Origin of the sequence: Neobacillus sp. NPDC058068, from assembly GCF_042885335.1 — a bacterium.
Lineage (GTDB): Bacteria > Bacillota > Bacilli > Bacillales > Cytobacillaceae > Neobacillus.
The window spans coordinates 231,208-258,168 of the sequence record NZ_JBHVSI010000006.1 but is presented as its reverse complement, the minus strand read 5'-3'; the positions used below and the strand labels follow the sequence as shown (position 1 = coordinate 258,168).

Here is a 26,961-nt window from a genome sequence, read left to right as displayed (position 1 = left end):
CCCCGCAGGCGCTTTAGCGCCGAGGAGGCTCACCGCCCGCCCCGCGGAAAGCGAAGCGCCTGGAACGGAAATCAACATTCTCTTTTAACACAGCCTAAAAATTATAGTAGCGGCGAAGTAAGTAAGAAATCCATTTGCAATGAGGGTGATTGCGAATATTTTCTAGTAATCCTTTCACAATTACAGGCGGTAAAGTCGGTTCAAGCAGCTGCCCTTGTAGCAGGATTAACGATTCTTTTTCAATTGACTCTTCTATTTCTTCTATTCTTTGCCCGATGATTTCGAGGATTTGTTCCTTCGTTACTTCTGCATTCATCGGCTGCTTAACGATTTCAATCAGCTCTTGTGAAATAAATGGGACGGTCGTATGTCTTGCTAGTAAGTTTGTTTTTTCCACAAGTGACTCCGATAGCAGCTTCAGATCCAAGGGCACATTGTAGAAGACGAATAACTGTGAATAAGTATTCATAAAGCCTTTAATACAATACATTAAATCATATTTTGTTTGTTTGACTTCCTCGCCGTATAAACGTTCAATCATTGAGAGGATTGTGTTCTCGATTAATTTGTCGAAGTACTGCATTTTTAAAATGAGATCTTTATTTAATGTTTGCGACTGCTCTTTAATGAGAACTTTGGCGAAATCAGAATGCTTATGAAAAGAATGATAGATTGCATAATAAAATTTATATAGAAGTTGTTCGTCATCATTGGGATTTCTGACTATATGGTCAATTTCATCGGTTATCTGCATCATAAAATGATCAATCAAGCCGATGATTAATTCATCCTTTGACTTGAAGGATAAGTAAAAGGCTCCTTTAGAAATACCGCAATGCTCGGTTATTTGTTGCACTGAGGTGGCTTCAAACCCTTGCTTCGCAAAAAGTTCTAACGCACGCTCCATAATTAATTGTTTTTTAAGCATGTTAGTTGATCGCTCCTATAGTCAAATTATTGACAAATGACCCATGAGTCATTATTATAAGGAAATGAGTTTGATTAGTCAATTAAGGGTGGGTGTAATAGTTGAAGGGTTTAGTTAATTTTGTCTTAAGGAATAAACTAGCAGTCTGGCTGCTTACGATTATCATTACAGCATCTGGTATTTATTCAGGTACACGTATGAATATGGAGACGATTCCGAATATCTCGATTCCTTACTTAATGGTAATGGATGTCTATCCAGGAGCAACTCCTAAGAAGGTAATGGAAGATGTGTCCATGCCAATTGAGAAAGCGGTAGAAGGACTTGAACACGTTAAAGCCGTTTATTCAAATTCCTATGCTAACATGTCAAGTATTCAAGTGGAGTACGAATATGGCATCGACATGGATGAGGCGAAACGTGCCTTACAATCGGCATTAGATGGCATTAAATTGCCGGAAGGAGCACAAGAACCGACAACGACAGCGATTAGTATGAACATGATGCCGGTTGTTGCCTTGAGTGTAAGTAGTTCAAAAGAGGATATCGTGGATTTAACGTCAACAGTAGAGGAAAGCTTACTTCCGAAAATCGAAAAAATCGAGGGTGTTGCGTCGGCAACGATTACCGGCCAGCATATTGAAGAAGTGGACCTTACGTATAACAAAGCCAAATTGGCTGAATTTGGCTTAACAGAAGATACAGTGAAGCAAATGATTCAAGCAAGTAATCTGTCAGTTTCATTAGGTCTTTACCAGTTTAAAGAAAGTGAACAAGCAGTCGCCATTGACGGCAAGTTCACGACGGCGGATGAATTAAAGAATATGCTGATACCTGTCACACCATCAGCCGCTAATCCAACCCCATTTGTGAAGCTTGGCGATATCGCGACCATTAATACAGTTGGTAAAGTACAATCGATATCACGAACAAACGGTAAAGACGCGATTGCAATCCAAATTGTTAAAGGTCAGCAGGCAAACACGGTTGATGTAGTCAACAAAGTGAAGAAGGTCATTAAGGATGAAAAGGCAAAAGTCGATGGTCTTGTCATTGATGTGACCCTTGACCAAGGAAAACCAATCGAAGAATCCGTGACCACGATGATTGAAAAGGCAGTATTTGGCGGATTAATTGCCGTCTTAATTATCCTGCTCTTCTTACGTGATTTTAAATCAACGATTATTTCAATTGTTTCAATTCCAGTGTCGATTTTCATGGCATTACTGCTCTTACACTGGATGAATATTACCTTAAATATTATGACCCTTGGGGCGATTACAGTGGCCATCGGCCGGGTCATCGATGACTCGATTGTAGTAGTTGAAAATATTTACCGGCGTCTGCATTTAAAAGAGGAGAAATTAAATGGCCGCGCTCTTGTTCGTGAAGCAACGATTGAAATGTTTAAACCGATTATGTCATCAACATTAGTAACGGTTGCGGTTTTCGCACCATTGATGTTCGTTGGCGGTATGGTTGGCGAGCTGTTCGCTCCGTTCGCTTTAACAATGGCCTTCGCACTTGGGGCATCATTACTCGTTGCGATTACCATCGTTCCGGCGCTATCGCACTTCTTATTTAAGAAAAAATTATATGGTGTGAAAACAGCCAAGAGCTATAAAGAAGTCGGTGAAATGGCGAAATGGTATAAATGGTTCCTTGAAAAAACCCTTAACCATAAAGTAATAGCCTCCATCCTTGCGATTGTTTTACTAGCAGGAAGTTTAGCGTTAACACCGCTCATTGGTTTTAGTTTCATGGGCAGTGAAGAGGATAAAGTGATGTACTTAACGTACACACCAAAAGCAGGCGAGCTTCCAGAAGATACATTGGCCAACGTTAAAGTGGTCGAAGAGAAGATGCTAAAGCGTGATGATGTCAATATCGTTCAAGTATCTGTCACGAAGGCTGGCGATACATCTGCTGCAATGATGGGCGGCGGCGGCTCAGGCGGTGCCTTAATGTATCTCATTTTTGACCCGGAAACGAAGAATTTCCCGGATGTAAAAGAAAAGATTGAAAAATATGTCGCTGGCATTGGTCAAACAGGTAAATGGAAGAGCCAGGCTTTTGGTTCAATGGGCGGCTCTACTAATGAAGTTAGTTACACCTTCTACAGTGAAGATTTAAATAAACTAAATAAAGCAGTTAAACAAGTAGAAAACGTGATGAAAAAACAAAGCGACTTGAAAGATGTGACGACAAGTGCTGAGGAAGCGTATGTGGAGTATACATTCAGAGTCGCGCAAGATAAATTGATGCAGGTTGGTTTAACAGCAGGTCAGCTCGTTATGATGTTAAGCCCGCAAAAAACACAAGATGTGTTAACGACGGTTGAAAAGGACGGTAACTCCTTAGATGTCATCGTTCAGCAGGAACAAGCTGCACAGCCGGAATCAATTGATGATCTTTTAGCAAAACAAATCCCGACAGCACTTGGTACGACAATGCCATTATCCGAGCTTGTCACCGTGAAAAAAGGAACAACGCTAAATACACTTGCACGTAGTAAAGGTGAATACTACGCAACCGTTTCTGGAAAAATTAAAGGTGCTGATATTTCAAAAGTAACCTCTAAAGTTGGGAAAGAAGTTGATAACTTAGATTTACCGAAAGGTGTGACTGTCGGCGTTGCAGGTGTCCAGGCAGACATGTCTGATACCTTTACACAGCTAGGTGTCGCTATGGCTGCGGCAGTTGCCATCGTGTACTTCATCCTGGTTGTCACATTCCGAGAGGGTGTCGCTCCATTTTCGGTCCTATTCTCGTTACCATTTGCCGTCATTGGTTCATTTGTTGGTTTATTAATTGCAGGTGAAACCATCTCAGTCTCGGTCATGATGGGGCTATTAATGTTAATCGGTATCGTCGTTACGAACGCCATCGTCCTCGTCGACAGGATTATTCATATGGAACGGGATGGCATGAATATGCGTGAAGCCGTTCTCGAGGCAGGGGCAACCCGTCTGCGTCCAATCCTAATGACAGCCATCGCCACAATCGGTGCGTTAATCCCATTAGCACTAGGCGCAGGAGGCGGCGGAGGCGGCCTAATCTCAAAAGGACTTGCCATCACCGTAATCGGCGGTCTAACAAGCTCAACACTACTAACATTATTCGTAGTGCCAATTGTCTACGAAATACTATCTAAATTATTTAAGAAAAACCGAAAAGAAATAGAAGAAAACTAAGGGACAGAGGGACAGGCTTCTGTCCCTCCTTTATTTTTCATGGACAAGGAGCCAGTACCTGAATGAGGGCACTGAAAATTTTAAATTTAGCCTAGATAAAAGAACTCTGTTGATTGGAACGGAAGGCGGCGAAGACTCCTGCGGGAGTACGGGTCAGGTGAGACCCCGCAGGCGCTAGCGCCGAGGAGGCTCACCGGCACGCCCGTGGAAAGCGAAGCCGCCTGGAGTGGAAATCAACAGACAATTTAGACACACAATCTAAATTTAAGGGACTTTTTCAGTGCCCTGTCCCCGAATTCCAAATCTGACTATGACCCATCTCTGTGTAGTATAATAATGAGATAAATAAGAGTTAACGGGAGTAGAGGCCATTGGAAAAGCAGAATAGCAGCTATAGATGGGTCGTTTTGGCCGCAGTTTTTTTTACGTACTTTTTAATCGTCAGTCAACGAACGGCTCCGGGACTGATTACGGATCAATTGATGAAAGAATTCCATGTAACGGCATCCGTGATTGGGCTGCTGACGAGTATTCAATTTTTGGCCTATGCAGGTTTGCAAATTCCAATTGGACTCTTGTCTGACCGCTATGGTCCAAATCTTTTTCTAATTTTCGGGGCACTGCTGAATGGTTTAGGTGCAGTAGTGTATAGCCTTGCAGGAAATGAGGCGTTCCTTCTTCTTGCTAGATTATTGGCAGGAATCGGGGATGCGGCCATTTGGGTTAATCTGGTGCTTATTTTAAGCCAATGGTTTAAAGTGAAGGAATTTATCGGCTTACTCGGTCTTGCAGGTATGGCCGGGAGTTTTGGTTTTTTAATGGCGACTGTTCCATTTTCTGCATGGATTTCGCTATCGGGCTGGAGACCGCCATTTTTTATAACAGGAATTATTCTATGTCTGAGCGCTATTCTCCTATATTTTGTGCTTGAAAAAAAACCAAAGAAGCTCTTCCAGGACGATTCTATCAAGGTTAAAAAGGAGAAAAAGCGGGAAAATACGCTGATTCTGTTACGGCGGATCTTTTCCACCCGTCAGGCATGGGCTACTTTCCTCTGTCACTTTGGTCTTGTTGGTTCGTATGTCGGCTTTATCGGTTCTTGGGCCGTTCCCTACGGAATGCATGTTTATGAAATGAGCCGTTCTGCTGCGAGTCAGTTGATTATGGTTGGTCTGATTGGGGCAATCATTGGTGCACCACTGACAAGCTGGATTTCCAGCAGGTTCGCATCCATCAAACGGCCCTATATTATCGTTCATATTATTGTGTTTTTAAGTTGGATTGCCTTTGTTTTACTTAGCGGCAAGCCACCTTTCTTCATGCTTGTTATGCTATTCTTCATTATTGGGTATGGAAATGGAGCAAGTGCCTTGACCTTTGCGGTTGTTCGCCAATCTTTTCCGATGAAAGAGGTCGGTGTTATCTCAGGATTTGCGAATACCGGAGGATTCTTAAGTGCTGTTCTATTACCAATCATATTTGGGAAAGTATTAGACCATTTCCAGTCTTCAGCAAGCAGCGTTGGCTATCACTATGGGTTTATTATCCCAGTCCTATTCTCACTGCTCGGATTGCTGGGCGGGTTTCTCATTAAAGAACAGCGAAATGAAGAAAAGCAGCCACTCGAATTAACCGTATAGGTTTAAAAAATGGCTGTTTTAAAAGTGAATGTTGATTTCCGTTCCAGGCGCGAGCGGTTCGCGGGGCGGGCGGTGAGCCTCCTCGGCGCTAAAGCGCCTGCGGGGTCTCACCTGTCCCGCTGCTCCCGCAGGAGTCTCGCGCCTTCCACTCCAATCAACATTGTGCTCAAAATCAACAATGTTCATTAACACAGCCAAAAAAATAAGGATGAACCGAAACAGATGTATTTGTTTTGGTTCATCCTTTATTTTTTTACCAACCTTTAGGCTGATAGTTTAGCTCTTCAAACAATTGATTACGTTCTCTCTTTGAAAGGTCTCTCCACTGGCCAATCGGTAAATTGCCTAAATGAATATTCATGATGCGTGTCCGCTGAAGCCTGACAACCCCGAAGCCAAGAGCTGAACACATCCGGCGAATTTGGCGATTTAATCCCTGTGTTAAAGTGATTTCAAATACATATTTAGAAAGCTGATTTACTTTGGAGGGCAGCGTTTTCGTATTTAAAATTTCAACGCCCTCTGCCATTCTCTTTAAAAATTCAGCCGTAATCGGCCTGTCGACGGTAACAATATATTCCTTTTCATGCTTATTTTCGGCCCGGAGTATTTCGTTGACAATATCGCCATCGTTCGTCAGCAGGATCAACCCATCGGAATCTTTATCCAAGCGGCCGATATGGAAAATTCGTAATGGATGGTTGACGAAATCAACAATATTCCCCTTCACATGACGTTCTGTTGTACTGGTGATTCCTGGGGGTTTATTTAAAGCGATATAGACATAGTTCATTGAAACACTAATAGCATTGCCATCAATCCTGACATCATCCCCCGGTTCGACTTGGCTGCCGATTTCGGCGGCTTTGCCATTGATCGTGACTCTTCCTTCACTAATTAATTTATCTGCCCCTCTTCTGGAGGCCTTACCTGACTCGCTAATAAATTTATTAATACGCATATTGAAACCACACCTTAAGCGGATAATTGTAGTCTAAGAATACCCAACTGTCAGCTTATTTTCAAGCTCATGGGTGTCAGGCACCATTTTCCTATTTTTGCCTAATGAGATTGAAATGCCGAAGAAAAAGGAAAGTTTAATCTAATTTTCTATTAAAATCAAAAAATATTACAATTCCTTCATCAAATTATGACAAATTATTTCAAGATGTCATGTTATTGTAATACAAACTATATAATAAGGAGATAGATATGAGGAAAATATCGGTTATTTTTGTTTTGCTATTTGGTATCTTTTTCTTTACCACGCAAACAGATGCAGCAGGTAGTTCACAATTACTAATTATTAACAAAAAGATTAACACACTCGCCTATTATGATGGCGGAAAGTTAGTCAAAACCTTTAAGGTGGCAACAGGGAGGTCAAGGGAATTAACCCCGGAAGGTAAATTTAGGATTGTAACTAAGATTGTCAACCGGCCGTATTACAAGGGGAATATTCCTGGCGGCGACCCGCGGAACCCGTTAGGCAACCGCTGGATGGGGTTAGAAGCAATGGGGACATATGGTACAACATATGCCATCCATGGAAATGCAAATGAAAGTTCAATAGGCAAGTATGTCAGTTCCGGCTGTGTGCGGATGCATAATGAAGAGGTCCGTTGGCTGTATGACAAAATTCAGCTGTATACACCAGTAATCATCACCTATACTGATAGCAGTTTCGACGCTATTGCTAAAGCAAATGGATATTCTGTCAGCACTAATGGCTGGGTCCTAGCAAATGGTAATTGGTATTTTTATAGTAATGGTGTTGCACAAAAGGGTTGGCTGTCTCAAGGGGGAACTTGGTATTTCTTAGATAACTCCGGTGTGATGAAGACCGGCTGGGTTTTAAATAATGGCAAGTGGTATTTCCTCGAAAAAAGCGGTGCCATGAAAACAGGCTGGTTGTTAAATGGCGGCAAGTGGTACTACCTGGAAAAGTCTGGTGCCATGAAAACGGGCTGGTTATCAAATAACGTCAAGTGGTATTATCTTGAAAAGTCGGGGGCCATGAAGACTGGCTGGCTAAAAACCGGCAATGAATGGTACTATCTCGATGCGAACGGAGCTATGAGAACGGGCTGGACTTCCCTTAATGGCAAGTGGTACTACCTAGAATCCAGCGGAGCCATGAAAACCGGCTGGCTCGATAAAGCTGGGAAGAAGTATTTCCTTACTGGCAGCGGTGCAATGGCAACCGGCTGGTTAAAAATGGACGGCAAATGGTATTATCTCTATACAAGTGGAGAAATGGCGGCAAAAACAACGATTAATGGGTATATTTTAGGCGAAGATGGTGTCTGGGTTCAGGTTGAATATGTTGCCTTAGGTGATTCCTTGGCAGCGGGAATAACTCCGGATGGAAAAAAAGATCTAGGGTATCCTGATTATATTGCCAACAACTTTAAGAAATCGTATGACTTACTTGATTTTGCTAACTTTGGTGTTTCCGGATATAAAACAGCCGATTTAATTGATCAATTAAAGAAAGCGGATGTTCAAAAGGAAATCAAAACAGCAACACACATTACCCTTGATATCGGTGCAAATGATTTGCTTTCCGTACTTCCGGAAAAACCAGATGATGTTTTCGATTCAGTTCGAATCCAACAAGCAATTAAAAATGCAGGTGACAATTTAAACTCCATCTTGGGCACAATTGATCAACTGAATCCTAAGGCGAAGGTTTATATCATGGGCTATTACAACCCATTCTTATATTACCCGAAAGAACAGCAGGCGCTGTTATTGCCATTTTTGCAAGGGTTAAATGGTCAAATTCAAGCTCAGGCTGGACAGCATGATGATACATTTGTCCCAACAGATACAGTAATTGCAAGCAAGTTTCAAGAATACCTGCCAAATCCACAAAGTATTCACCTTAGCTTAACTGGATATCAAGCGCTAGCAGGCGAGTTCTGGAAAGTGATGAAATAGCATCATAGTTTACTAGTTTGAAAAGGCACCTTTTAGAGGGTGCCTTTTCATTTGTCTTTTTAAATTTGGAACTCCTCTATTGAAATATTTGTAACATTAAGGGCATCGTTTACATCAGTGTAAACTTGTTTACCTTTTGTATACTTAATGTTTACAAATCTGTTTACAAGTATACAAACTCGTACACATCCCGTGGTTTCGGCATGTATACAAAGTTGTCAGTGATGTTTACAAAAATGTTTACAAGACTTCCTATGTTTACGAAATGTTTACATTTTTACACTTGTATTTCGTTTTGGCCCGCCCCATTGAAGAATCTATTAATCTCCTATAGCCTTAAGAGGACGAACGAGAGATACATAACAACCTTTACACATAAATCTATTAAATGAGAAGGGATGATTTTTATGACTAAATCTAGAATGGCAGCAGTCGATGTAGGCAATGACTCCATCAAGGCTATTTTCGGAGAACTAGAGTATGAATTAAATATTCCAAACATTGTCGCGAGAGACACGGAAGATCGGCCTGTTATTGGTATTGAAGAGCTGGATGCGAAAGAGCCGTTAGATGGAATTCATATCAAGGTGCACTCCCCTGCCCTGAAAGAGAATAATCTAATTTATCGTGTTGGAAATTTAGCAGCTAAAAGTAATAATGCTGCCGAATTAGACCCTGGCAGCAGCAAGTCGGAGGAAGACCAAACGTTAATTATGCTGTTTACAGCCCTGGCCTTGGATGCGGTCAAAGGGGAATTTCCGCGCACAAAGAATGTCATTGATGCCAACTATACACTGGGGACGGGCCTCCCGTTAAGGGAAGTAAAGGAAGGCAAGGACGCCGGCTACCGCTCTAAATTAATCGGTTCCGTTCATCAGGTTGAATTCCTCGTCACACCGAAGTATCAGGGATTGAAGGTAAATATCAAGTTCAATGAAGTGAAGGTCTACCCCGAAGGATTTGCCGCCTTTATTAACCTTGTGATGGATAATAACTCAAAAATTATTAATAAGGATTTAATTGATAAGCGGATATTAATTCAAGATATTGGCGGGCTTTCAACAGATATCGCGGTCATCAAGAACCGCAATGTCGACGATGATAAGGCCCAGGGCTTTAACTTAGGAGTTTCAGAATCATTGGAGGCAATTCGTGAAGAAATTAGATCAAAGCATGGTGTGGAGCTCGACAGCCGTCGTGATGTTGTCGAAATTATTACACGAAAAAATGACCGCAATCATATCATGGTGAAAGGAAGCCGGACAAGCGTTCATGATATAACCGACCGGATTCTTCTTGACCTTGCTAAAAAGGAATACCGTTTATTGCGAAACGTATGGTCCAAAAACTCGCAAACAGAAATTTGTTATTTTGTTGGCGGTGGTTCCCATGTGTTAAAGGATTATCTAAAAACATTAAATAACAATCTAGATGGTTATAATATTGAATTCTTTGAAGATGATAAGGAAAGCATTTGGATGATGGCCAATGCCTATTATAAGCTGATTACGGACTTTGTTAGAAGAACGGAGAAACAAAAAGCTGCCCCGGTAAAGAGTTAAATTAGGGTGATTCGATGAAAAAAGCAGCCGCAACTGAAATTAACAGAGGCCAGGCACTGTCTTTTCGCGTCCCTTCTGATACACCTGATCATATTTTAAAACAGCTGCAAAAATTAAAGGAAACTGAAAGGCGAAACTTTTCCAGTAAACTGGCGGAGTTTGTGGTGCAGGGTGTAGGCCGTTCTTTTTCAAGGGAAAAGGAGTCTATTACCATTCCGCTTCCGAAAAAGTTGACGAAGGTACAGCGTGATTGGTTAAAGCATGAGCATTCCGAGGCGTTATTAGGAAGTATTCTTTATCAGCTGATTTCGGATCCTGTTCGGTCGACGTCCTTACTCGCTGCCTTAAATAGTAACTCCCTAGACATTGAAGAGGCGTTATATCTACAGGAGGAATTATTTCCTGAGGAACTTGCCGCTGCAACCGAAGGAGAAATCAGCGGTCAGGATGAACTTGCTGCAACAATCGATGGAGGTTATGACGAGGCAGCTGCTTCAAATGATGAAGAAGTCAGTGGTCACGACGAAGCAGCCGCGGCGATGGACTTAAATGATAGTGCGGATGATCTCGACACCTTTGATTGGGAAAGTGCAAAAAAGGAGCCTCAACAAACGGATGAAACAGAAGAACCTGATATCGATGACCTGCTTGGCGGGTTTCTGGCGAATATGAATAAGTAAACTGAGCGCCCCGCATTGTATTATTGCGGGGCTGCTTGTTTTAATTGATAGCTGGTTGGAGTGGTTCCTCTACTAATGCTTATGATTTGGCAGTTTCTCGCTTGGGTTTCCTCTACCGTGCTGTTCTTTATTTTTCTTTGCCTTTTCCTGATTTTCCTGCAGCTTTTCGACAAATTCATGAGTATCTTTATTATCCATATCGCAAACCTCCTTGAGAATTGAAACAATGTTAATGTAACCAGGAGGGATTGAAAACATGCAAATAAAAAAATCCCCTTAGTAGGAGATTTTTAAATGATGCCCTGTGCGATCATCGTATCGGCAACTTTTGTGAATCCGGCAATATTGGCGCCGACAACGAGATTACCTGGGAAGCCGTATTCTTCAGCGGCTTTTACGCTGTTTTTATAAATGTTAATCATGATATGGTGGAGCTTGGCATCAACCTTCTCAAATGACCACGACAATTTTGCGCTGTTTTGTGCCATCTCTAAGGCTGAAACGGCGACACCGCCGGCATTGGCTGCTTTTCCGGGACCGAACAGCACTTCACCATTAAGGAATACATCAATCGCGTCAAGCGTTGACGGCATGTTTGCACCTTCGCCGATTGCTTTGACGCCGTTAGATACAAGGATTTTGGCCGAAGTTTCATCAATTTCATTCTGGGTCGCACATGGTAGGGCAATGTCACACGGGATGGACCAGATTCCGGAGCATCCTTCAAAGTACTGTGCATGCGGGTGGAACTTCACATATTCGCTGATTCGTTTGCGATCCACTTCTTTTAATTGTTTGACCGTCTCTAAATCAATCCCAGTTTCGTCATAAACATAGCCATTAGAATCGCTGCAGGCAACGACCTTGGCGCCGAACTGCGCTGCTTTTTCCATTGCATAAATGGAAACATTGCCGGAGCCGGAAACAACGACCGTGCTGCCAGCAAAGCTTAACCCTTTGTCCTTTAACATTTCATGGACAAAATAAACGGTGCCATAGCCTGTAGCTTCTGTTCGTCCTAGGCTGCCGCCGTAGCCGAGTCCTTTTCCTGTCAGCACCCCTGCTTCAAAGCTGCCGCGGATTTTCTTGTATTGGCCAAACATATAGCCGATTTCTCTTGCCCCGACGCCAATATCCCCTGCCGGCACATCAACATCCGGTCCAATATAGCGATAAAGCTCGGTCATGAAGCTTTGGCAGAAGCGCATGATTTCGCCGTCCGATTTCCCTTTTGGATCGAAATCAGCTCCCCCTTTACCACCGCCAATTGGCTGGCCGGTTAAGGAGTTTTTGAAAGTCTGTTCAAAGCCCAAAAATTTAATAATGCTGGCATTCACGGATGGATGGAAGCGCAATCCCCCTTTATAAGGACCGATGGCGCTGTTGAACTGAACACGGAATCCGCGGTTTACCTGGACTTTGCCGCAATCATCTACCCATGGGACCCGGAAGGAAATGACTCGTTCCGGTTCAACGATTCTTTCGAGTATTCCTTGCTCGATATATTTTGGGTGTTTTGCAAAAACAGGCACGAGGGAATTAAAGATTTCCTTCACTGCTTGCTGAAATTCACTTTCAAAGGCATTGCGATTTTTCACGGTTTCGAACACTTCATTCACATAATCCCTTGCTGCTTGTGACCCCGATTGTTTTACATCCTCAATTGTTGGCATGGTATTCACTCCTTTTAAATTTTTGTGCCGTTATATAATCCGAATATTCTTCATATTATTATCGTTTTATTTTATAATTGAAAAATAATCTAAGCAATATGAAAAATAGATAAGATTAATGCCGATAATAGATTGATTAGAATAGAGGGGTGGAAATCGATGGAGTTACGACAGATTCAATATTTTATTGAGGTGGCCAAAAGAGAGCATGTGACGGAGGCCGCTCACGCCCTGCATGTCGCCCAATCGGCTGTGAGCAGACAAATCGTGAATTTGGAAGAGGAATTGGGGGTAAGTTTGTTCTACCGTGAAGGACGGAATGTAAGGCTGACCCCGATTGGCGCCCTATTTTTAGAGCAAATGGAGCAGGCAATGAAGCTAATTGACAATGCCAAACGAGAAGTGGAAGAATTTTTGGATCCAGAGAAAGGTACGATTCGGATTGGCTTCCCAAGCAGTTTGGCGGCCTACACCTTACCAACAGCGATTTCCGCATTTCGCGAGCGCTATCCCGATGTTAAGTTTCAACTGAATCAAGGGTCCTACCCTAATTTAATTGATGGTGTCATCAAAGGGGATATTAATCTTGCGCTGCTTGGTCCTGTGCCGAAAAAGGAAAAGAAAATTAAAGGAAGAACGTTATTTACTGAAAATATTGTTGCGCTCATGCCGCATACCCACCCGCTTGCAGGAAATCGAATCATAACATTAAGTGAATTGCGCGATGATTCCTTTGTCCTTTTTCCAAACGGTTTTGTCTTGAGGGATATTATTGTTAATGCCTGCAGTCAGCTTGGGTTCCAGCCAAAGGTATCATTTGAGGGGCAGGATATTGATGCGATTAAAGGCTTGGTCTCAGCCGGGCTTGGAGTGACGCTGATTCCTGAAATCACCTTAATTGACAGCCTGCCGCGTTCAACGGTCAAGATCCCGATTACGGAACCTAACGTTAGCCGGACCGTCGGGGTGATCATTCCCAGTGAACGCGAACTGCTCCCGACAGAAAAGCTGTTTTATGAGTTTCTAGGTGAGTTTTTCAGTATTTTAGACAGGTTTCAAAATTAATTATTCCAAGTCAAAAAGTAATTCATTGTGGTAAAATTAGGATTAAACACATTACTAATGTACATATGTTATTAAAGTGGGATGGTGCCTGACACCCGAGGGGGAAATGAATTTGTTATTGACGGTTTTGCTCATTTTATTGGTTGTATTTATCGTCGGTCCGCTTTGTTTGTTTATCTGGCTTCATTTTGTCGCGAAAAAACCGCAGCATTCGATTATCCGCGCCCATCCGTATTTGGGCTGGATGCGTTACCTGTTGGAAAAAATGGGCCCCGAGCTTCGTCAATATTGGTTCGATAGCGATAATGGCAGCGGTCCCTTTTCGCGAGCGGACTTCTTGGGGATTGTCTTTTCGGCCAAATATCGCAGCGACCTGTTAAGCTTTGGCTCCAAACGTGACTTTGAAAAACCAGGCTATTATATCGCCAATGGTTTATTCCCGCTGTTAAATGAAGAGTTGAAGGTTGATAATCAAGAAAAAATTCATGCGATGAAATACAAAATTGACCATGAAGGATTGTTTACCCGAAGAGAGCACATTGAAAAGGATGAGGTAACCCGCTGGCTTTTTCCTGAAGAAGACGTTATTATTGTTGGTCCGGAACGGGAATTTCCGTGGCGTCTATCTGGACCCTTTGGCGCCTCGGCAACATCATATGGAGCCGTTGGGGAGCACTATATCCTTTCGACGGGCCGCGGCAGCAGTATGGCGGGAGGTTCATGGATTAATACGGGTGAAGGCGGCATTGCGCCGGAACACTTAGAAAGCGGTGCCGATGTTGTCGCCCAAATTGGCCCGGGATTATTTGGCTATCGTGATCTTGATGGGAATTTTTCGCTGGCAGAATTTAAGTTGAAGGCGTTCGAACCGAATGTAAAAGCATTCGAACTTAAATTTGGCCAGGGGGCAAAAATTCGCGGCGGTCATCTCGAAGGCTCAAAGGTCACCCCAAAAGTGGCCAGTATTCGTAAAGTTCCTGTTGGGCAAACGATTAATTCGCCGAACCGTTTTCCTTTTTTGCATAATTCCTATGAAACATTGCAGTTTATCCAAACATTACAAGCAGAAGGCGGTAAACCAGTCGGCATCAAAATCGTCGTTGGCTACCATTCGAACCTCGATGAATTTTTCGAAGCGATGAATCAACTGCAAATCTATCCTGATTTTATCACTGTTGACGGCGGTGAAGGCGGCACGGGTGCTACGTACAAATCGATGGCCGACAGTATGGGACTTCCGCTTTTTCCAGCTTTAGTGGCTGTTGTTGACAAGGCATGGCAGTTCGGCGTGCGTGATAAGTTGAAAATTTTTGCTTCAGGGAAACTAATTTCTGCTGATAAAATTGCGATTGCCCTAGGGATTGGGGCCGATGCAGTCAACTCTGCGCGCGGCTTTATGATTGCCAATGGCTGCATTATGGCGATGCAGTGCCACACAGGTAAATGCCCGGCCGGTGTCACGACGACCGACCCGAAATATCAAGAAGCACTTGTGCCAGAGGAAAAGCAATGGCGTGTGATGAATTATATTATCAATGTCCGCCAAGGGCTTTACGCCCTCGGTGCTGCATGCGGCATCGATACACCGCGGAAATTTTCGCGTGACCATATTGTTTTTAAAACGGAGGATGGTCAAGTGAAAAGATTGTCCGACCTGTTTCCCCTGCCCGGCACCTTGGAGGAATTTCCGAAAAGGGAGCTTTTTGCCGAAGCTGATAATTTAGATGTTGGGTAATTTTATACGAATATGAATAGGTGGGTGGTCTATGGTGCTGCCTAGTAATATTGTTCTGGCCAACGGGATGTTAAATGAGGGGTTAATCTCGAAGAAAGAACACCTCTATCAGGGGATGAATGGAAGATTTGTCGAAAGATTCTATTTGTCCCCGTCGGCAAGCTATATATTTAAACCATTAACAAATAACGGTCAATTGGGCCGCGAGGTGTGGGTCCATGAGCATGTTCTCCCCTCATTTCCGGCCATTTTTCCGAAAATCATTTCCTATCAGATAAGTGATTCTCCGGATTTAAATTGGATGATTCTTGAGGACCTTGGTCAGCTTTCACACGATTTTAATGAGGAAACTGTTTTAGGTGTGGTCAAATGGGCGGCCTGGTGGCATTCCCTGCCAACAGACCAATTTGCGGATGTCCCGAATTCGGGCCTGAAGCCGCAGATTGAGGAAATTATTGCTGACATTAGCAGGCAGGAGGATAAATTTTTCCAGCTGCTGCCGGCATTGCAAATGGAGGAGCGGCACGTTCGCCCGATTTTCTCTCTGATGGATAGATTGGTATTTTCAAAGAAGTTGGTTTTGTCGCATGGAGATTTGCATTCGGGGAATTTTGCGGTCGCTGCTAATGGGTTGATGGTGTTAGATTGGGAGCATCTGCACCTAAACACCCCCTACTGGGATTTGTACCATGCGCTCGACATGTCCCATCCCCTTTTTGCTAAAAAAATGACGAGCCAGTTTCGGGAGCGCGCTTTGCGAACCTATCTTGAACACGTGGAGCTGGAGATTGATGGCGAAGCGTTTTTGCACGAGTATTATTTGTTTTCAGCTGTATTCTCGATTTGGATGATCTTGCTTATTCACAAGGACCTGGAAGCGGACGCTGGAAAATGGCCTGTGAAGCAGCTAAATGCCCAGCTGGAAGAGACCGTTTCTTGTCTTCAACAGTGTATAGCAGCTTTTTATTCAATCGGTTGACGGATAGCATGCTTCAATTGTCGGGTGTTAGTTGTTGCGCTTCGATTGGTGAAAAGTGCGCTAATGCGCTCCAAATTAGTGGATAGTGCATTTCAATTGTATAGTGGCGTGGAAAAAGCTAACCCGAAAGTGGTTCCGGGTTAGCTTTCTTTTTTTAAAAATTAGGCTGTGTTAAAGCACATTGTTGATTTTAAGCACAATGTTGATTGGAGTGGAAGGCGCGAGACTCCTGCGGGAGCAGCGGGACAGGTGAGACCCCGCAGGCGCTTTAGCGCCGAGGAGGCTCACCGCCCGCCCCGCGAACCGCTTGCGCCTGTAACGGAAATCAACATTCCCTTTTAACACAGCCTTAAAATTAAGCTTTTTGTTCGGTCAGTTTGATGACTTCAATCACTGTTTGTGTGGCTTTAATCATGTTATCGACGGAAATAAACTCGTATTTGCCGTGGAAGTTTTCGCCGCCGGTAAAAATGTTCGGTGTCGGCAGCCCCATGTAGGAAAGCTGCGAGCCGTCAGTACCGCCGCGGATTGGCTTGATAATCGGTTTAATATCAAGGTTCTCCATTGCCTCTTGAGCAATATCAACAATTTCCATGACCGGTTTGATTTTTTCACCCATGTTGTAATATTGATCTTTCAATTCGAGAATGATGTTGTCACTGCCGTATTTTCCTTTAAGTTCGTTGACAATGTTTTCAATTGTTGTCTTTCTCGCCTCGAAGGTTTCCTTGTCATGGTCTCTGATAATATAGTTGAGTTTCGTTTGTTCTACATCACCATTGAAGGAGAGCAAATGGTAGAATCCTTCGTAGCCATCGGTGTGTTCTGGTGCTTCTTGTGCTGGCAGCTTACTATGTAAGTCCATCGCGATTTTCATCGAGTTAACCATCTTGTCTTTAGCAGAACCTGGGTGGATATTGGTTCCTTTGACCGTGATTTTTGCTCCCGCTGCGTTGAAGCTTTCATATTCTAACTCGCCGAGCGGGCCGCCGTCGACGGTATAAGCATGGTTGGCATTAAACGCCGCAACGTCAAACTTATGTGGCCCCCTGCCAATTTCCTCATCCGGCGTGAACGCAACGCGGACCTTACCGTGCTTGATTTCCGGATGGTTGATTAAGTAAGCCATCGAGGTCATAATTTCGGTGACACCGGCCTTGTTGTCGGCGCCAAGCAGCGTCGTGCCGTCGGTGGTGATTAAGGTGTGCCCTTTATACTCTTTAAGGCTCGGGAAGTCTGTTGGTGACATGACCACCTTAAGGGCCTCGTTAAGTGTGATTTCTCCGCCGTCATAGTTCTCAACGATTTGCGGATTGACATTCGTGCCGGTGAAATCGGTCGCTGTATCAACATGGGCGAGGAAGCCGATGGTTGCGACGTCTTTGTTGGTATTGGCTGGCAATGTCGCCATCACATAGCCATTCTCATCAATCGTCACTTCTGCCATGCCAATCGTTTTTAATTCATCAACCAGCATGCGAAGCAGCGTCCACTGCCCCTCAGTGGATGGACAGGTTTCACTGTTTTCATCAGACTGCGTATCCACTTTAACATAGGAAGTAAACCTTTCAATCAATTCATTTTTCAATTTTACGCACACCCTTTTTGAAGTTTTTTTCATATATATAATATCATTTTGCGAGAGCGGTTACACGTTTTTAGAGACATACAGTGCATGGGAGAGTTTACTCTCGGATAAATGGAATTTACTCTCGGATAAGAGTAAATTACTCTCACATAAGAGAAGAATACTCTCGGATAAGTGAAGTTTACTCTCGATTAAAGAAATTACTCTCGCATAAGAGAAGAATACTCTCGGTTAAGTGGAGTTTACTCTCGATTAAAGAAATTACTCTCGGATACACGTAAATTACTCTCACAAAAGAGAAGAATACTCTCGGATACGCGAAGTTTACTCTCGAAGCACGAATTCCATCCCCGATAGGTGCAATATACTTGTCGAAAAGCTAACAAATCAACAAACTTACTTGAACATCGAATATGATCGGTTACGAAATGTCCCCTCGCTTTGTAAATTCATACTTAGTAAAATTCGTGTAGCTGTGTGGATATCTACACCCAAAAACTCCCGACACTCCCGGTTCGTGATATCCCTCTTATAAATCAAAAACCACTCCAATAATGTCCTCTGATGTGCGAGAAAATCCGTCGCCTTGCAAAAAGGACACATCCATGTCCTTGGCAGTTTAATCATCCCGAATCTGCCGCACGTCTCGCACCTTACCCTGTTTGAAAGTCCCCAAACTTTACGCTATAGGTCTCACATATTGGGTCCGGAATAAAACGCTGGTGACTATTTAGAAGTTCCGCCGATAGCCAATTGAAAGTTTCAATATCCAACTTTTTCGTGTTCCTAGGGATGTTTTTAATAAAAGAGGGGATTAAGTAAGGATATAAAAGCTTGGTTTTTTCAGGTGGAACGCCGACAATTTGTTTCGGATAAGCGAGTACGACTGCACCATAGATTGGGAGATGGATGTTCCGGCTCCGAAGCCAATCGGTCAAACATTCGCGGTTTCGTTCTAATTGGACAACAGGGCTTTGAAAGCCATCTCTGTGTCCGTCGTCGCGGGTGCGGATTAACTGCGGGGGGTTGTCCTTGAAATCGAGGACACCACCAATATTTTTAACCTCCAAAACGTTACCATACCAAGGGGTCATCACATAGGAGTCCATTTGAAACTTTTCATCTGCTGAAGGGGATATGTCGTGAAAAATGTGGTTGTCGAATGGAAATGGATGCTTCCGGAAGATCTCTGCGACCCTTTCCTCGCCGCCAATACCCGCTTCTAAGGATGCTTGTTTAGCGGCTAAGACTGGCAAGATTGGGTGACCGGCCGGCAAGCGGTTTTGCGCTGCAATTAATCCTTCTAACTTCAACGATGGATCTCTGTCTTTAACTGCAGTAATCATCTTTCACCTCCAAAAAATAACGTCCACTGGCATCGTAGCACATTCCCAAAAGCCATACTATAACCATTGCAAACAATTCATATTTTTGTAAAAATTATAGCCCGTCTCCTATTGACCGGAGGGGTCAACCGGAATATAATGACCGTATTGACTAGTGTGGTCAACGCTATAAAAGGAGGACACACGACCATGTTTTCAAAATTTCTCAACCTAGATAAAGAAAAACAAGACCGAATCATTAATGCTGCCATAAAGGAATTTGCCCTGAAAGGATATGATACTGCCTCGACAAATGAAATTGTAAAGGAAGCGGGAATATCAAAGGGATTGCTGTTTCATTATTTCCAAAACAAAAAGCAGCTTTACTTATTTTTATTTGACTATTGTTACGAATTGCTTGCCGATGAATTTTACAAAAAAATCAATTTTTCCGAAGCAGATTTCTTTAAGAGGATTCGGCATGCAGTATTGATCAAAATGGATTTGCTCAGCCAGTACCCGGACATCTTTAAGTTTATCGAAGAGGCTTATTTTGAGGAATCAACTGTAATTAAAATCGAATTAGGAAATAGGATAAAGGAACTGACGGATATTAACTTTGGAAAAGTTTATGAAGGCATCGATTTGAAGAAATTCCGTGATGATGTCGATGTCAAAAAAATCCTCAAGATTATTACTTGGACCTTTGAAAAATTGAGTGAAGAGGAGCTTAACAAAGCAAAGCTGTCACCAACACACGAAATCGACTTTCAACAACTCCAAATCATAGCAGAAGAGTACTTCGAGGTCTTAACGACATGTTTTTATAAATAAGGGGGTCTCAGGCGATGAATGTAATTGAAATTAATAACCTGACAAAAACGTACGGCAAAGCGAGAGGAATTACCGACATCAGCTTTCATGTTGAAGAAGGGGAAATTTTCGGGTTCATTGGGCCGAACGGCGCCGGGAAATCGACGACGATTCGAACGCTGCTATCGCTTATTTATCCAACAAGCGGCAGTGCGACGATTTTTGGCAAGGACTGCATTCAATTTGCCCCGGAAATAAAAAAGGAGATTGGCTATCTGCCGTCGGAAGTTTTCTACTATGACAATATGAAAGTGAAAGACCTATTAAAATACTCAGCTAGTTTTTATAAAAAGGATTGCAGCAAGCGCATCAAAGAATTGGCGGAAATTATGGACCTCGACCTTAATAAAAAAATTGATGACCTTTCGCTCGGAAATAAAAAGAAGGTCGGGATTGTTCAAGGGCTGCTCCACGAGCCAAAGCTGATTATCCTTGACGAACCAACGAGCGGCCTCGACCCACTCATGCAGCAGAAATTCTTTGAACTCCTAGAGGAAGAGAATAAAAAAGGGGCGACAATTCTCTTTTCGTCACACATCCTCAGCGAAGTTCAACGCTTGTGTAACCGCGTTGCCATCATTAAAGAGGGCAAGATTGTCACCGTTGAAAAGATTAGTACCTTACAAGAAAACAACTATAAAAAGTTCAAAATTGAAACGGCAGCACCACTAGACCAGAAGTACTTCCAAATCAGCGGTGTCAACAATTTAGAGGTTAACAACAACGTTGCCAGTTTTATTTTTAAAGGAAATATTAACGATGTCATGAAAAAAATCGCCACGACAGAAATTGTCAACCTCTGGATTGAAGAGCCAGACCTTGAGGAGATCTTTATGCATTACTACGAAAAGGAGGTCTAGTAAGCTATGAATATCTTTTTGCATGAGTTAAGGGCTTATCGAAAGTCGACAATGATTTGGTCGATATCATTAGCAGCGATTGTCGTCTTTTATATGGCGCTATATCCTTCATTTGCGCGTGATGCAGCGGAGTTCACCAAAATTCTGGAAGGGTATCCGGAGGCCATCCGCAATGCACTCGGAATCAACCTGGGCGGATTCTTTACGATTCTAGGATTCTACTGCTTTCCGCTCGCGTTTATTACCTTGTGCGGCGCAATTCAGGCGATGAATCTGGGCACAGCGATTGTCAGCAAGGAAGTCCGGGAAAAAACAGCAGATTTTCTGTTAACAAAGCCGGTTACCCGCACCCGAGTCTTGACGGCAAAGCTGCTGGCGGCACTTACTGCAATTGTCATGACCAATATCGTTTATTTAGCGGCTGCGAGCATCATGGTGTTTCAAGTGAAGACAGAAGACTTTAGCTTCAAACTTTTTATCTTGCTGTCACTTACACTGTTGTTTATTCAGCTGATTTTTCTAGCACTAGGCATCATCATTTCTGTCATTGTCCCAAAAATAAAATCAGTACTGACTGTCTCACTTGCAACCGTGTTCGGCTTTTACTTTTTAGGGATGCTTAGCGGCACATCTGGTGAGGAAGCGAAACGCTATCTTTCGCCGTTTAAATATTTTGAAACCGCCTATATCCTGAAAAATAAAGGCTTCGAGGCATCCTTCTTAGTTACTGGCGCGATCATTATCATTCTTGCCATCGCAGCGAGTTATTTGGTTTATGCGAAAAAGGATATTCATGCTGTCTAATCTGGAGGTGGATCAACCGTGAATATATTTTTAAAAGAATTGAAGTCGCACCGGAAATCGCTCATCTTTTGGAGCATCGGCATCTTCTTTATGGTAGCATCAGGGATGGCTAAATTTGAGGCGTTTTCATCATCAGGCCAATCTATTAATACGATGATGGCCGATCTTCCCAAATCACTAAAGGTGGTTTTGGGTATGAGGGACTTGGATTTATCGAAGGCCAGCGGGTATTATGGTATGCTCTTCCTCTATTTGTTATTGATGGCCACCATCCATGCAGCGATGCTCGGGGCAACGATTATAGCGAAAGAAGAGCGTGATAAAACGTCGGAGTTTTTATTCACCAAGCCGGTAGCAAGAACGACCATCATTACCGCAAAATTATTGGCCGCATTCGTGAATATCGTTATCTTTAATCTTGTCACACTCGTTTCATCCATTATTCTCATGGGGAAATACAGCCATGGCGAGCCCGTCAATGGTGAAATCGCCGTATTAATGGCAGGAATGTTTATTTTGCAAATCTTATTTATGGTCATCGGCAGTGCCCTTGCTGCGGTCAAAAAGAAATCTAAGACGGCGGCATCACAAGCAACGGCCATCCTATTGCTGACATATGGGATATCGGTCGCCATCGATTTGAACGAACACCTCAAGGGTTTAAAATACTTGACGCCGTTTAAATATTTTGAGGCGAAACAGGTCATGTTTGGCGGCGGACTCAAGCCTTGCTTTGTTGTCCTTTCGGCTGTTTTAATCGGCGCGCTTGCGTTTGCCACCTTTTTCTTTTTTAAAAAAAGAGATTTGAATGTGTGAGGGAAATCCTCTGCCGCTTTTATTACGCTGACAATAGTGTTAATATAGGTAAATCAATTGGTAAAAGGAGGATTTCAACATGACACAACAAGAAAACAATACATTGCCGCCGAAAACATGTTCCATTGAGCGGTTAGTGACGATGGAAGCAGATGTTAAGAAGGTGTTGGCAGGAGAAAAAACGGCAACACGCCGAAATGGCAGATATGCCGACCCAGGCGAAATCATGACGCTTGAAGGCCGTCAGTTCGTCGTTGAAAAAGTGTATTCGCAAAGCCTCGGTGAGCTGACTGACGCTGATGCCCGCCGCGAGGGCTTCGAAACGGTCGAGGATTATAAACAATCGATCCTAGCTTACCACCCAGGAATGCCGTGGCTCCCGCAAATGCGCGTTTGGGTCCATGAATTTAGCCCCGTTCAAGAATAATCATCGTTAAAAATGGCCCGTGATTGATTTGTGGGCCATTTTTTTTAGTCTTTTTTTTTGTTAAATGAAGAAAACGAAATTATAATAAGATTATTACGAGAGCCGAAATTCTGAGGTGGGAAGATGAAGTTTTTATCAAAATACATAAAGAAATATTGGAAGTCTTTCAGCATTGCCGTCTTATTTCTCACCTTTGAAGCGATTAGTGACTTGCTGCAGCCGACGATTATGGCGAAAATTATCGATGAAGGCGTGGCCAATAAGGATATCCATTATGTCTTGAAAATGGGCGGCCTGATGCTGGTAATTACCGCTTGTGGGGCAGTGGCTGCTTCGACAAGAAGCATTATGGCCAGCATCGTATCGCAAAATTTTGGAACAGAATTACGAGCGGATTTATTTAAGAAAATTCAAACGCTCTCCTCTAAAAACCTTGATAAATTTGACCGCGCGTCGCTTATTACCCGGCTGACAAACGATGTCACCCAGGTGCAAGTGTTTGTCAATGGACTGATGCGGATTTTTGTGAAGGCCCCGCTGCTTGCGATTGGCGGACTCATCATGGCGTCACGCCTCAATCTCCATTTATCCGTGGTGCTCGCGGTTGTGGTGCCGATTGTTGCCTTGTTAATTATCGTGAATTTGCGCTTAGGGTTCCCGCTTTTCGCAAAGGTACAAAAGGCATTGGACCGGGTGAATGGTGTGATGCGAGAGTATTTATCAGGTGTCCGCGTCGTGAAAGCGTTTAATCGCTTTGATGTCGAGATTGGCAAGTTTACCAAGGTGAATGAACAGTTTAAGCAGCAATCAATCGCAGCCGGGCGCCTGATGGCTACCTTCAGCCCGGCGATTATGCTGACGGTTAACCTCGGCATTGTCGTTGTCCTCTGGATTGGCGGATTAGGGGTCAGCGACGGAAACATTCAGGTCGGTCATATTATTGCGTTTATCAACTATATGACGCAAATCTTATTTTCCTTGATGATGATCTCCATGGTTTTTAATATGTTTGTCCGGGCCAAGGCATCTGCTGGCAGAATTGACGAAGTATTTTCACAGCAGGATGACATCACTTGGAAAAACGAGACTACAACGCCGTCTCACACGGAAAAAGGCAGAATCGATTTTGAACATGTTTCCTTCGCGTATGACGGGACCACCGGTGAAGCCGTATTAAAGGATATTACCCTTACCATCCTGCCAGGTGAGACAGTCGGCATCATCGGCTCAACCGGTTCAGGGAAAAGTACCCTCGTCGGACTCATCCCCCGCTTTTATGATACGGCGAGCGGCATTATTAAGGTAGATGGCGAAGATATAAAACTTGTTAACCCGAGCATTTTAAGGGAGAAGATTGCGATGGTGCCGCAAAAGAATATCCTTTTTACCGGGAGTGTGGCGGAAAATATTCGATGGGGGAAAGAAGATGCCTCCCAAGAAGAAGTCGAAGCGGCTGCGGCGATTGCCGGCGCTCATGACTTTATCACCGCTTCTCCGGAGGGCTATGAAACTAGGATTGGCCAAGGCGGGGTTAATTTTTCCGGAGGGCAGAAGCAGCGGATTTCAATAGCCAGAGCGTTGGTGAAAAAACCGGAGATTTTAATCTTGGATGACAGCACAAGCGCAGTAGATGTAGCTACTGAGGCAAAAATAAAGGCGGGGTTGAAAAAGTATGCCGCAGGCCTTACCTGTCTCCTGATTGCCCAGCGGATTACCTCGATTATCGATGCTGACAAAATTGTTGTGCTTGACCAAGGTGAAGTAGTTGGGTTTGGAACCCATCAAGAGTTAATCAACACCTGTACCGTTTATCAAGAAATCTATCAATCTCAGATGGGCAAGGAGGTGCTGTAAATGTCAAAGGGAACGGAACAAACCGGGAGCAGCCCTTCCACCCCTCCCCCATTGAGGCCCGGCGGTGCCCAGCGGCTCCGCGGTCCCGTCGTTAAGCCGAAAAACTTTAAAGGGACATTGAAGCGTCTCTGGCATTATTTCGGCAATGAGCGCAAAATGCTCACGCTCATCTTACTTTTTATTGTGATTGATGCAGTTCTCATGCTCCTCGCCCCGTTCTTAATCGGGAAAGCGGTGGATGCGATGGGCCTTCATAATGGCAAAGTAGATTTTTCGTTCCTGGAAATCATGATTGTTGTTCTAACGTGCGCCTATGTGGCCGATGCCGGTCTGACATTTTTACAGGGCTGGCTGATGGCCGGTGTCGCCCAAAGGGTGGTCATGCGCCTTCGCGATGCCCTGTTTAAAAAGCTGCAAAAGCTGCCGGTTTCCTTTTTTGACTCGCGAACACACGGGGAACTGATGAGCAGACTTTCGAATGATGTCGATAACGTCAGCAACACAATCTCGCAATCAACAACACAGCTGATGTCAGGGCTAATTGTCATTGCCGGCTCGTTAATCATGATGTTATTCTTAAGCCCGTTGTTAACGGTGGCAAGCTTAGTGACCGTCCCGCTCGTCTTCTTGCTGACACGGACGATTGCGAAAAGAACGAGTGTCTTTTTTAAAAATCAACAAGTACAGCTTGGGAAATTAAATGGCCATATTGAGGAAACCATTTCCGGCATTGAAGTCGTCAAGGCCTTTAATCATGAGGATAAGGTCATCGAAGAGTTTGAAGCCGTCAATACAAAGCTCCGTGCGGTTGGGCTTAAGGCGCAAATTTGGTCGGGATTTCTGATGCCGATTATGAACGTGATTAATAATCTCGGCTTCGCGATTGTCGCTGTCATTGGCGGGATCCTTGCTTCTAAGAGTTTGATTACGGTTGGGGCTATCGCGAGCTTCATCACCTACTCGAGGCAGTTTGTCCGGCCGCTTAATGACCTTGCCAACATCTTTAACATTCTCCAGTCAGGTGTTGCCGGGGCTGAGCGTGTCTTTGAAATCATCGATGAACAGGAAGAAACGGCGGATACAGCTAATGCAGCGGACCTAAAAAATCCGAAAGGCCATGTTGTCTTTGAGAATGTAAGCTTCGGTTATCGGCCGGATGTGCCAATTCTAAAAAATGTCAGTTTTGAGGCGGTTGTCGGCAGCAGTACCGCTCTGGTCGGTCCGACAGGGGCGGGGAAAACGACGATTGTCAACCTGCTGACACGCTTCTACGATGTCACCGAGGGGAGAATTCTTCTAGACGGCCGCGATATTCGTACCTATACAAGAGACAGCTTAAGGAGCTGCTTTGGTTTTGTCCTCCAGGATACGTATTTATTTTCCGGAACGATTAAGGAGAATATTAAGTACGGGAAACCCGGTGCAGGTGATGACGAGGTCGAAACGGCGGCAAGGATGGCTAATGCCGATGGTTTTATCAGACGGCTCCCCCATCAATATGAAACCATCCTTTCGGAAAATGGCGGCAATCTCAGCCAAGGGGAGCGCCAGCTGTTGGCGATTGCCAGGGTGATGTTAGCAAAGCCGTCGCTATTGATTTTAGATGAAGCGACCAGCAGCATCGATACGAGAACCGAGCTCCATATTCAAGCGGCCTTGCTCAAGCTGATGGAAGAGCGGACGAGCTTTATCATTGCCCACCGCTTAAATACGATTCGCGATGCTGATACAATTATGGTGATTGACGGCGGGCAAATCGTCGAACAAGGAAGCCATGACGAACTAATGAGCGCCCAAGGCCGATATTATCAAATGTTTTTTAACCAATTTAAAAATGTTGAAGAAGCGCTGGATTAATGTGCTGATCAAAGACCCCTGCTCTTTTCATGGAGCAGGGTATTTTTGCCTAGGAAGAATGACCCTGGTGGATTTTGTCGTAATTATATACAAAATGGAAAAAATATGTCGCAAAAATGCTGAAATGTGATAATGTGAAGAAGGAGTTTATTGAAAAG

At 43.8% G+C, this 26,961-nt stretch carries 21 protein-coding genes; 15 read left to right on the top strand and 6 right to left on the bottom strand.

Annotation, left to right across the window (positions count from 1 at the left end):
• Positions 1–94: 94 nt before the first annotated feature.
• Entirely contained in the window at positions 95–928 is an 834-nt protein-coding gene (locus ACFVSW_RS09675) for a TetR/AcrR family transcriptional regulator (RefSeq protein ID WP_387315122.1), read from the bottom strand.
• 101 nt (positions 929–1,029) lie between these two features.
• Here ACFVSW_RS09675 and ACFVSW_RS09670 point away from each other — a divergent pair, with 101 nt between their 5' ends.
• Positions 1,030–4,122, top strand: a complete 3,093-nt coding sequence (locus ACFVSW_RS09670; protein WP_387315121.1) for an efflux RND transporter permease subunit — start codon at positions 1,030–1,032, stop codon at positions 4,120–4,122.
• Positions 4,123–4,493: 371 nt separating this feature from the next.
• Positions 4,494–5,762, top strand: a complete 1,269-nt coding sequence (locus tag ACFVSW_RS09665) for an MFS transporter (RefSeq protein WP_387315119.1) — start codon at positions 4,494–4,496, stop codon at positions 5,760–5,762.
• Positions 5,763–6,015: 253 nt separating this feature from the next.
• On the opposite strand, the gene rluF is transcribed toward ACFVSW_RS09665, so the two are convergent.
• Entirely contained in the window at positions 6,016–6,723 is a 708-nt protein-coding gene (gene rluF, locus ACFVSW_RS09660) for a 23S rRNA pseudouridine(2604) synthase RluF (protein WP_387315117.1), read from the bottom strand.
• A 251-nt stretch (positions 6,724–6,974) separates the two neighbouring features.
• On the opposite strand from rluF, the gene ACFVSW_RS09655 reads away from it, so the two are divergent.
• From ACFVSW_RS09655 to ACFVSW_RS09645, 3 genes are all read left to right on the top strand, one after another.
• On the top strand, positions 6,975–8,705 hold the full coding sequence (locus tag ACFVSW_RS09655; RefSeq protein WP_387315115.1) for a L,D-transpeptidase family protein: 1,731 nt from the start codon (positions 6,975–6,977) through the stop codon (positions 8,703–8,705).
• Between the two features lie 407 nt (positions 8,706–9,112).
• Positions 9,113–10,267, top strand: coding sequence for an Alp7A family actin-like protein (locus ACFVSW_RS09650; protein ID WP_387315112.1), 1,155 nt, complete (start codon positions 9,113–9,115; stop codon positions 10,265–10,267).
• Between the two features lie 14 nt (positions 10,268–10,281).
• Complete coding sequence (locus tag ACFVSW_RS09645; protein ID WP_387315111.1) at positions 10,282–10,947, top strand: hypothetical protein; 666 nt, start codon at positions 10,282–10,284, stop codon at positions 10,945–10,947.
• A gap of 72 nt (positions 10,948–11,019) precedes the next feature.
• On the opposite strand, the gene ACFVSW_RS09640 is transcribed toward ACFVSW_RS09645, so the two are convergent.
• Together ACFVSW_RS09640 and gdhA are read right to left on the bottom strand one after the other, a co-directional pair.
• Positions 11,020–11,145 carry a DUF4023 domain-containing protein gene (locus tag ACFVSW_RS09640; protein ID WP_024030526.1) on the bottom strand — a complete coding sequence of 42 codons (126 nt, stop codon included), beginning with the start codon at positions 11,143–11,145 and terminating at the stop codon, positions 11,020–11,022.
• 92 nt (positions 11,146–11,237) lie between these two features.
• Positions 11,238–12,620 carry an NADP-specific glutamate dehydrogenase gene (gene gdhA, locus ACFVSW_RS09635; RefSeq protein ID WP_387315108.1) on the bottom strand — a complete coding sequence of 461 codons (1,383 nt, stop codon included), beginning with the start codon at positions 12,618–12,620 and terminating at the stop codon, positions 11,238–11,240.
• Positions 12,621–12,779: 159 nt separating this feature from the next.
• On the opposite strand from gdhA, the gene gltC reads away from it, so the two are divergent.
• The 3 genes from gltC (at position 12,780) to ACFVSW_RS09620 (ending at position 16,399) form a co-directional block, all read left to right on the top strand.
• Positions 12,780–13,685, top strand: a complete 906-nt coding sequence (gene gltC / locus ACFVSW_RS09630) for a glutamate biosynthesis transcriptional regulator GltC (protein WP_387315105.1) — start codon at positions 12,780–12,782, stop codon at positions 13,683–13,685.
• Between the two features lie 106 nt (positions 13,686–13,791).
• Positions 13,792–15,420, top strand: coding sequence for a glutamate synthase-related protein (locus tag ACFVSW_RS09625; RefSeq protein ID WP_387315103.1), 1,629 nt, complete (start codon positions 13,792–13,794; stop codon positions 15,418–15,420).
• A 31-nt stretch (positions 15,421–15,451) separates the two neighbouring features.
• Positions 15,452–16,399, top strand: a complete 948-nt coding sequence (locus ACFVSW_RS09620) for a phosphotransferase family protein (RefSeq protein ID WP_387315101.1) — start codon at positions 15,452–15,454, stop codon at positions 16,397–16,399.
• A gap of 355 nt (positions 16,400–16,754) precedes the next feature.
• Here ACFVSW_RS09620 and pepT read toward each other — a convergent pair whose 3' ends face one another.
• Both pepT and ACFVSW_RS09610 read right to left on the bottom strand, forming a co-directional pair.
• A complete protein-coding gene (gene pepT, locus ACFVSW_RS09615) occupies positions 16,755–17,987 on the bottom strand; it encodes a peptidase T (protein WP_387315151.1) in 1,233 nt (410 codons plus the stop codon).
• A 653-nt stretch (positions 17,988–18,640) separates the two neighbouring features.
• Entirely contained in the window at positions 18,641–19,333 is a 693-nt protein-coding gene (locus ACFVSW_RS09610) for a nuclease-related domain-containing protein (RefSeq protein ID WP_387315098.1), read from the bottom strand.
• Positions 19,334–19,522: 189 nt separating this feature from the next.
• On the opposite strand from ACFVSW_RS09610, the gene ACFVSW_RS09605 reads away from it, so the two are divergent.
• The 7 genes from ACFVSW_RS09605 (at position 19,523) to ACFVSW_RS09575 (ending at position 26,803) form a co-directional block, all read left to right on the top strand.
• Positions 19,523–20,146: a TetR/AcrR family transcriptional regulator gene (locus tag ACFVSW_RS09605; RefSeq protein ID WP_387315095.1), complete on the top strand. Its 624-nt coding sequence runs from the start codon at positions 19,523–19,525 to the stop codon at positions 20,144–20,146.
• Positions 20,147–20,160: 14 nt separating this feature from the next.
• Positions 20,161–21,045 carry an ABC transporter ATP-binding protein gene (locus ACFVSW_RS09600; RefSeq protein ID WP_387315092.1) on the top strand — a complete coding sequence of 295 codons (885 nt, stop codon included), beginning with the start codon at positions 20,161–20,163 and terminating at the stop codon, positions 21,043–21,045.
• Positions 21,046–21,051: 6 nt separating this feature from the next.
• Positions 21,052–21,849 (top strand): ABC transporter permease subunit, encoded by a 798-nt coding sequence (locus ACFVSW_RS09595; protein WP_387315090.1) that lies wholly within the window; start codon positions 21,052–21,054, stop codon positions 21,847–21,849.
• Positions 21,850–21,867: 18 nt separating this feature from the next.
• Entirely contained in the window at positions 21,868–22,665 is a 798-nt protein-coding gene (locus ACFVSW_RS09590) for an ABC transporter permease subunit (RefSeq protein WP_387315088.1), read from the top strand.
• 79 nt (positions 22,666–22,744) lie between these two features.
• On the top strand, positions 22,745–23,092 hold the full coding sequence (locus ACFVSW_RS09585) for an ASCH domain-containing protein (protein WP_387315086.1): 348 nt from the start codon (positions 22,745–22,747) through the stop codon (positions 23,090–23,092).
• A gap of 123 nt (positions 23,093–23,215) precedes the next feature.
• Positions 23,216–24,946 (top strand): ABC transporter ATP-binding protein, encoded by a 1,731-nt coding sequence (locus tag ACFVSW_RS09580; RefSeq protein WP_387315083.1) that lies wholly within the window; start codon positions 23,216–23,218, stop codon positions 24,944–24,946.
• Positions 24,947–26,803, top strand: a complete 1,857-nt coding sequence (locus ACFVSW_RS09575; RefSeq protein WP_387315080.1) for an ABC transporter ATP-binding protein — start codon at positions 24,947–24,949, stop codon at positions 26,801–26,803.
• Positions 26,804–26,961 lie beyond the last annotated feature (158 nt).